Below are 7,322 nucleotides of genomic sequence, written 5' to 3' on the forward strand. Positions count from 1 at the left end.
GCGGTGACGATCTGGTCGGTGCGCCCGGCTAGCAGTGCCAGGGCGTGGATGGCGACCCAGTCCTCGGCGGCGGGCGGGTGCAGACTTCAGGCAGGCCGCCCATAATTCTCCAGCACGTGGACGAAGTCGATCATGATGTGCACGCTTATGTGGTGGGGGGCTCCGTCGACGAGCACAACGCAGGGACGGGCATGGGCAGGGTCGCGGGCCTCGGCATGATCGAAGATCTTGGGAATCACGGCGCCGGCTCGGTGATGATCGAGCCGCACAGCCGCTTGCGCTCCGCGCGTGGTCTGGCCTGCGGTTGGCGCTGCGCGCCGCGTCCGCCGGGGGCGGCGATCACATCGTGAGGCCGCGAGTATGCAGCGCGTCCCACATTGTGTTGGAGCGGCCGCCGCTTGCTAGAGAGTAAGCGGACTCATCGTCTCGCGAACGGGATTTGCGGGCCTGGGAGGTTACCTGGCCCGCAAGCCCTGGTCTTGCCGGTGATACTGAGGGAGACCATTCCGCCTACGGCACGAACATGAAGATCGATGAGGCGATTTTGGCGATGGTTGCAATGTCGCCGGCAATGCCGGTCTCGGAATCGCGCGGGTCGTAGGCAATGCTCAGCATGCGTTGGCGAGCACGTAGTGCGTTGCATATGGCGTTGGCTTGCCCCTCGACGTCGGCCAGGCGCCAGGTCTGCTCGCGTCCATCGTCGCCCTTGAACTTCTGCCGCCAAGTCCACAAGATTACATGGTCGGCTCCGCTGCGCAGGGGAGCGTCCACGCGTTCGTGGACCAGCTTGTTTGCCGCGGCGGCGGTGAGAGGGCTGGTGTTGCCCTCATGCGCCAGCCCGATATCTCGCGATCCGAGGAAGAGTCCGGGCATGGCGTTCTTCCACCGGAGGTTGGGATCGGTTCGGATGCGCAGCCACGTGTTCTTGATAGCGTCCGCCGGCTGGATGCCGAACTTGGCATACTCGGCGGTGAACAGTCCTGCTGTGATGTTGAGGGCGTCGATGTTTCCGCTGGTTACGTATCGCTGGACTGTCTCGACGGTCGCTTGGGGATGGGCTGTTTGCATGGCTTTGACACACGTCTCGTGACCCCCGCAGCCGAGTTCAGGGATGACCACGTCCACGGCGATCTGCCGACCGGCGGGAAGGGTGGCGCGGAGGATCTGCGCGGTTTCGGTCACGAACCGCACGGTCTCGTCGGAGGTGGTGGGCCCGCGCAACCCCAAGTCGTAGGCGATCTTGACACCGACGACGCCGGGTTGGGTGGCGTAAATCTTGAGCCGGTTTGCCGCTGCTTGGAGCTGATCGGTTCCCTTGCTCCAGACGCTCACCAGGTCGCTTTCCAGCCAGACCCGCAAGTTTCGCTGCTTGGTCTGGAGGAGCGCCTGGCCGACGGGGTCGTCGGCCGCGATCGTCGCGCTCGGAGAGCCGCTTGGCGTCGCAGCAGGTGAGGCCGTGGAGGTGGGCGTCGGCGAGGTGGTGCTGGGGGCGTCGGGCAGGGCCTGATTGGTCGGCTCGGCTGTCTTCGGTGGAAGAGCGGTTTGCGTGGACGAGTTCGTCGAGTGTGTGGTGTTGTCCGGCTCCACGCCGAGGGGAGTGGCGACGACGACCTCATCGGCGCATGCGAAGTTCGGGTTGACTTTGCAAACGTTCCCTGGCGGGCTGGCGGGGATACCCTTGCCGTCCATGCAGTGATATTTGCGGTCGTTCGCCTTGTAGAGACACTTGAGCTGGTCGGCGCAGCCCTTGACCGGCTTGGTGGCAGCGAGGTGGGACTTGCCCTTGTCCCGGCAGAAGTACATGAGCGGTCGGGGGTTGCCCGTGCTGGTGGCGGAGACCGACGGTTTGCCTGCCTGGGCGCCGGGGACAAGACCGCCCGCCTGTGTGCCGTTGAGGTTGTCAAGGCATTCCTGGTAGCCCTGGCTGCCTGGGTCGTCCCAGACCGCGCATACGGTCTCGTTGCTGACGTTGCTGTAATTGTTTGCGATGGATAGCCCGGTCGTGCCGAGCACTGCCACCGTGGCGATCACTCCGACGGTGATCCAGCCACGTTTACGGAGATGGAGACGTGTCATCGTGGTTTCTCCCCCTGGGAAGCTCTGATTGGGGACGGACTTGGGTTGCTCCTGATGCGGGCTGCTGCGTCGTTCCCTTGTGCGGGACTTGCTGGGGGGCGGCCTGGGGGAGCGTTGTCGCCGGCGTTTTATCGACCGATGGTGATCGCTTCTCGGGGATAGTCCGGCGAGGTGGAGGTGCAGTGGCTCCCGGGCTGGCCCCCGCGCCCATCTGGGACGGCTTGGCCTGGGTTTGTGGTGATGGTCCAGGACACTGTGAGGGTGAGCGTGCCGCTCGCGGTGTCGCTGGCGTTGCGAGTTTGCCAGGTGATCGTGACGGTTTCGGTGACCGTGCGCGGCAGGCCCTCGCATCTGGACTCACTGGCCGGGGTGTCGATGGTGACGGTGCCATCGGCGGCTAGGTGGACGTGGGAGCCCGAACTGGTGGCCGACCATGTGCCGGGGCCGGGTGAGATCTTCACGGCGACGGTTCCGGTGCGGTCCGACCCCAGGTTCAGGGCCGCGGGCGTCACGCTCGCGTAGGGAGTTTCGGCAGTGCGGGTGCTCGGCGGCATCGACGGGGAGAGGTCGGAGGGACTGGCGGTGTCCGCCGTCACGTTGGTGGGGTCTCCGGCGAGGCTGGGTTCGATGACATTCGATGGTCTGGGCCGGATGCGTCGTGAGGGTGGCCGCTGGGTGCTGGTCGTGGGCCGGTGCGCGGATTTGGTGTCGACACTCGAGCTCGGCGTGGGTGTGCCATGTGAGGGCGGCGCCGTGGAGGTGGCTGGCAGCGGGGGCGGGGAGTCGAAGGGCAGCGGCCCCAGGGCGTCGGCTTGATCGACCTGATCAGGCTGGGCTGCCGTTGTGGCTGTGAGGTGCGGGCTGGTGAAGGGGTTGACGAGCAGGGTCAGGGCGGTGATGCCAACGACAGCCAGGGCCGCTGGCGCGCCTACCCTTCGCCAAAGGGCCGGGCGTGTCCGGGCTGCGGGTGAGGTCGCGTCGGGAAGAAGCTCGTGCCGTCCTGCGCGGTGCCGCCCTGGGCGTGCGGATGCGTCGTGGTCTTCCGGGTGGTGGTGGCGTGGGGGAGGCGGATCGGGGTTCGTCGTCGTGTACGGGTGTCGGCCTGACCGCTGCGGCATTGACAACTCCTCACGGACCTTGACTGACATTTCGTACTTGTAGTTAATCGGCGAATAAATCTAACGACGCAGCCCTTTGGTCGCCATGCTATTTCCGCGCCATGACGCCTATCGTGTCTCATTTGTGATCAAAGTCCGGACAGGCGTGACAAGGAAATCTCCACAGCTTGTCAACGGTCAAATCCGGTACATATCAGACACGAAGCCGCAGGTGATGGGTTCGAATGCCCAGGATCTAGGCAGCGGCCGAGATGATCACGAATGAATCACAGTCGGTATTTGCCGTCTGATTCGCAGTGAGGAAACGCACGTGTGTCTCTAATTTTGGTCGGCGTAGTGACCTGGACGCTGGTGAGCAGAGGATCGTCTGCTTTGGTGATTGCAAGCGTGTGCTATCAGGCTCTATTCGGTCTCCTGGGGATGCCAGGAAGCCGCTGTTGCAGGCCCTTCTCTTGCTGTACGGGGAGCCTTCATGAACGATGGTGGATCAGCGGGGACGGCCATCGGTCGTGGTGACGGGCACCGGCCAGCGCCCTCCTCACTGTCGTCCGCGCCTGGCCGTATCGCGGTGTGATCCTCGCCTGCAGCTCCGACCGCAACCTCGTGTGGCGCGGACCGTGGGACGTGGTCCTGCTGGCGGCTCATCAGCTGATCGACGTCTCCCGTTTGCCGGCGAACCCGCGGGGGCGCCATGGCGTTCATTCCAACGGTCAAGACCCACGGCAGGACTGGTCCTGGTCGCTGCTGGTCCGGGGCGTGCTCAGCGTTGCGTGAGGACGCTGTAGTTGCGGCCGCTGCGCTGGCGGGGCGTTGGGGCTTACCCGATTACGGCCTCGATGCCACGCCCGAGCGTTGGGCGATCGCTGGAGTGAGTCAGGGGCTCGATCATGTCCGTGACTGTCCTGACTGTGGTGCAGAAGGTTTCGGCAGCAGAGCTCACTGGCACCACACCGCCATGCGGCGGTCTCCAGCAGGGCGATGTAGCGGTTGCCAGAACCGCTGGGGACTTGTTTGGACAGCAGGAGGCTGTCTTGGAATGTCAGCCGCCGGGCGGAGGTGGTGCTGCGGTGGGGCCAGTGTCCGCGGCGGAGTCTTGCTCGTCATGGGTAGGCGGTGGCGGCGGGGTGGTGGGGCCGGCAGGCACATTCTCTTCGGGATGTCGACTCGCCCGAGGCGTCGGCGTTTCCCGAGGGTGCTCGTGTGCGGTGCTGCGGGTCGAGGGCCGGAGCGAAGGTGTCGTGGTGGGCTTGTGCGTGACGGAGCTGCGGGTCCGTTTGCGCCTGGGGTGTTGAGTCGGAAGCGGAGGCGAAGGCTGGACTTCCTGCTCGGTCTCGGGAAGTGGGGGAGGGCTGTCCATCGGTAAGGAGTTGCTCACGCGGGGAGTTGGCCCGAGTCGGCTAGTGGTCGCGTCGGTGGGTTCGCTGGCAGAAGCCCACAACGACCAGGCCGCCAGGGCCAAGACAAGAGCGCCGGCTACGGCCCCGGCTTTCAAGGACAGAGGCAGGTGGTGTCGACGCCGCCCACCGAGGTCCCATGCCTCATCATCGTCGTGGTCGTCGCCGTCAGCCCAGAACTCTTCATCGGGTGAGGTGCCGACGGTCGAAGCGAGCCGTTCGAGCCGTCGCTCGGCATTGTGACCCTCTGTTGACGACAAGGGGGCTCTTTCCGGCTCTGACTGGTGTGACAGGTTCTCGCCGGGGCTCTCGGCGCGATTCAGCCGTACTGGCCCGTGGTGCTCACCGGCAAACACATCGGTGGCGGCCTGATCGCTTAGACGGGCCAGGGCCGCCGATCCGGTGAGTGTGGTGGCATCGGGGTGAGGCTCTTGATCGGGCCGCATGGGCGTGAGCATAGATCAGCCGTACCGCAATGTCAGCATTTTCTGTCAACAGGTTGTAAACCTCGAAGTAAACCGTGTCGTGGGCGACCTCTAAGGTGGTTGTTCATCTCCCGGTGTCGGCTCGAGGATCGGGGGTGCATGGCGTTCCCGAAGCAGTTTTTACCGGACACTCACATGGACATGATCGAAATGATTCTCGGTGATGCTGCCGCGGTCGGCCATGGGCCGCCAGCCTTCACGTGAGCGGCTCGGATTCCAGATGCGGCGCCGCCAGATGATGTAGTAGATGCCTAACCGGCTGGCGTTGGCCTGGACCCAGGCTGCGATGGCATCACCGCGGGCCTGCTCGCCCGCTGATGGCATGACTCCGCCCTTGCTGAGCATGAAGTCGCAGGCCCGCCCGAGGGGGTGTTCGCCGCCGCCCTTGATGCCGCCGTTGGCGCGGTAGCAGCCGATGCCGTAGGGCACCCGGAACAGCTGCTTGATCTGGTCGCGCACCACACGCATCCGCGGAGTGATGCGGTCGGCGCCACTGGGCTGCTGAGCAGGCAGATCGGCCGGGTTGGAGATGCCGGACGGGGGCGTCGTGGCAGCGGCGGAGCGGTAGCGATCGGCCTGTGACAGCACGCTGTTCACATAGTCCCAGGAGTGGTTGTAGGCGTAGATCGCCTGGCGCAGATTTCGCTGTGCTCCGTGTGCGCACAGGTACTTGGCCGCGGCGAGGATTGCGTCGGCGGGGTTGTAGACGTCAGCCACGCCGTCGCCGTCGCCGTCGCTGGCGTACCCGTTGAAGCGGGAGCCGATCGTGATCTGGGCGCTGCCACCCCACGTGGTGATGAGGAACTGCATCGGACCAGCGGCGCCGGCGTAGTTGGTGCCGCTTTTGACGCCGGGCAGTTGGGAGCGGCCGTGGTCGGTCTCGATCTTGCCGATCGCGGCGAGCACGTGCCAGTCCAGCCCGGGGCAGGTGTTTGCCGCGGCCCGGTACAGCTGCTCGAAGCCCGCCGGGAGGCCGGCCACCGTCGCGGGCGTGTCGGAGAACGTCATTTCCGGCCCGCTTCCTCCTGTCGCTAATCGAAGGACGGCAGCGGCCAGCATCAGCGGCGCGGACACGAGGACGAGCGCCAATGACACGGCGATGATCGCAACGGTTCGCATGGTCGGCCGCTATTACTCCTTGAAAACATTCTTGGCAAATACCTGTCAAGAGTGTTAGAACGTCTTGTCAAGTGTCAGAACGGTACTGCAGAAGCCATTGAGGCGTAAGAGGGACTATGCAGATGAGCAATAAAAGGTCCGAGGTCCCGCTGTGGACCCTGGTCGGCGCCCACGGTGGCGCTGGCACCTCGACCCTGGTCATGCTGCTCAACCACGAGGCCAGCACGCCACGCGCCATGGAATACGCCGGTGGCGCGCTAGCGGCTGGTCATCGTTTGGCTCTGGTGGCCTCCTCCACCGCCGCCGGCACCCATCGGGCGGCCCAGATGGTGGCTGGCTGGCCTCGCGCACTTCCCCGGCCGGTACTGCTGGTGCGAGCCGCTGACCCGTTTGGGCTGCCCGCGATGTCGCGGTATCACCTCAAAGCGATCAGCACCGAGGTGGCCGGGATGGTCCGGGTGCCGTACCTGTTTGCTTTACGTCAGCTCGACGCCCACGCGGCACTGGCCTCCTCCGGTCGGGCCGCGCGGCTGGCTCAGCGTCTGCGCGCCCGGATGCGGGCCCTGCCGGCGGACGCGGGCGCGCAGTCATGAGCCACACGGTGCACGCGATCATCACGGTGGTCCAGGCCATGCTGCCGGGTGAGACTCCGGCCCCGGGCGGGCAAATCCCCATCTTCTCCGATCCGCCCGCGTCGGCTCCTGCCGAGCTCAGCAGATTCGGCAGCAAGGTGTTCGGCTTCATCAAGGCGATCAGCCTGGTCGTCGGCGTGATCATGTTCGGTTTCGCGTGGCTCAAGGTCATGCTGGGCAAGTCACGGCGCCAGGACATGGCCGCCGAGGGCATGCATCACGCCGTTTACGTGATCGGCGCCCTGGGCGGTCTGTTCATGACGATTCCCATCGTGTCGTTCTTCGCCAACTGGTGATCGGACACACCATCCATGGCATCGACTCCCGATCTGGACCAGCTGGCCCGGCAGCGCCTGCGCCGTGCCTGGACCGCCGCCGCCTTGCTGATCGTCATGGCGGCCGCCGCGATCGTGATCCTGACGCGCAGGCCAACGCCGGAGCCGTCTTCCGCCGCGCCCACGCCATCGGCCTCCGCCAGCCGACCCCCTGCCACGCCGG

The 7,322-nt window shown here is 65.6% G+C and carries 7 protein-coding genes; 5 read left to right on the plus strand and 2 right to left on the minus strand.

All coding sequences use genetic code 11. The features are described from left to right. Positions 1 to 116 precede the first annotated feature (116 nt). A complete protein-coding gene (locus tag AB0J09_RS50385) occupies positions 117 to 350 on the plus strand; it encodes a hypothetical protein (RefSeq protein WP_360708381.1) in 234 nt (77 codons plus the stop codon). 160 nt (positions 351 to 510) lie between these two features. On the opposite strand, the gene AB0J09_RS50390 is transcribed toward AB0J09_RS50385, so the two are convergent. Further along, complete coding sequence (locus AB0J09_RS50390) at positions 511 to 2,076, minus strand: hypothetical protein (RefSeq protein ID WP_360708384.1); 1,566 nt, start codon at positions 2,074 to 2,076, stop codon at positions 511 to 513. Positions 2,077 to 2,337: 261 nt separating this feature from the next. Between AB0J09_RS50390 and AB0J09_RS50395 the strand changes: the two genes are divergently transcribed. After that, positions 2,338 to 2,598, plus strand: coding sequence for a hypothetical protein (locus AB0J09_RS50395; protein ID WP_360708387.1), 261 nt, complete (start codon positions 2,338 to 2,340; stop codon positions 2,596 to 2,598). Between the two features lie 2,595 nt (positions 2,599 to 5,193). Here the strand turns inward: AB0J09_RS50395 and AB0J09_RS50400 are convergent. Next, positions 5,194 to 6,162 (minus strand): lytic transglycosylase domain-containing protein, encoded by a 969-nt coding sequence (locus AB0J09_RS50400; protein ID WP_360708390.1) that lies wholly within the window; start codon positions 6,160 to 6,162, stop codon positions 5,194 to 5,196. 146 nt (positions 6,163 to 6,308) lie between these two features. On the opposite strand from AB0J09_RS50400, the gene AB0J09_RS50405 reads away from it, so the two are divergent. From AB0J09_RS50405 to AB0J09_RS50415, 3 genes are all read left to right on the plus strand, one after another. Continuing rightward, a complete protein-coding gene (locus AB0J09_RS50405) occupies positions 6,309 to 6,785 on the plus strand; it encodes a hypothetical protein (RefSeq protein WP_360708392.1) in 477 nt (158 codons plus the stop codon). Further along, positions 6,782 to 7,120 carry a hypothetical protein gene (locus AB0J09_RS50410; RefSeq protein WP_360708395.1) on the plus strand — a complete coding sequence of 113 codons (339 nt, stop codon included), beginning with the start codon at positions 6,782 to 6,784 and terminating at the stop codon, positions 7,118 to 7,120. Before AB0J09_RS50405 ends, AB0J09_RS50410 begins: the two co-directional genes overlap by 4 nt. Positions 7,121 to 7,135: 15 nt before the next feature. Next, positions 7,136 to 7,322: hypothetical protein (locus AB0J09_RS50415; protein WP_360708398.1), on the plus strand; the 187-nt coding region annotated here is incomplete at its 3' end.

Origin of the sequence: Nonomuraea sp. NPDC049784, from assembly GCF_040659615.1 — a bacterium.
Classification (GTDB): Bacteria; Actinomycetota; Actinomycetes; order Streptosporangiales; family Streptosporangiaceae; genus Nonomuraea.

Coding starts and splice junctions, on each gene's coding strand:
- AB0J09_RS50390 (WP_360708384.1), bottom strand. CDS start 2,076: ATGACACGTCTCCATCTCCGTAAACGTGGCTGGATCACCGTCGGAGTG.
- AB0J09_RS50405 (WP_360708392.1), top strand. CDS start 6,309: ATGCAGATGAGCAATAAAAGGTCCGAGGTCCCGCTGTGGACCCTGGTC.
- AB0J09_RS50410 (WP_360708395.1), top strand. CDS start 6,782: ATGAGCCACACGGTGCACGCGATCATCACGGTGGTCCAGGCCATGCTG.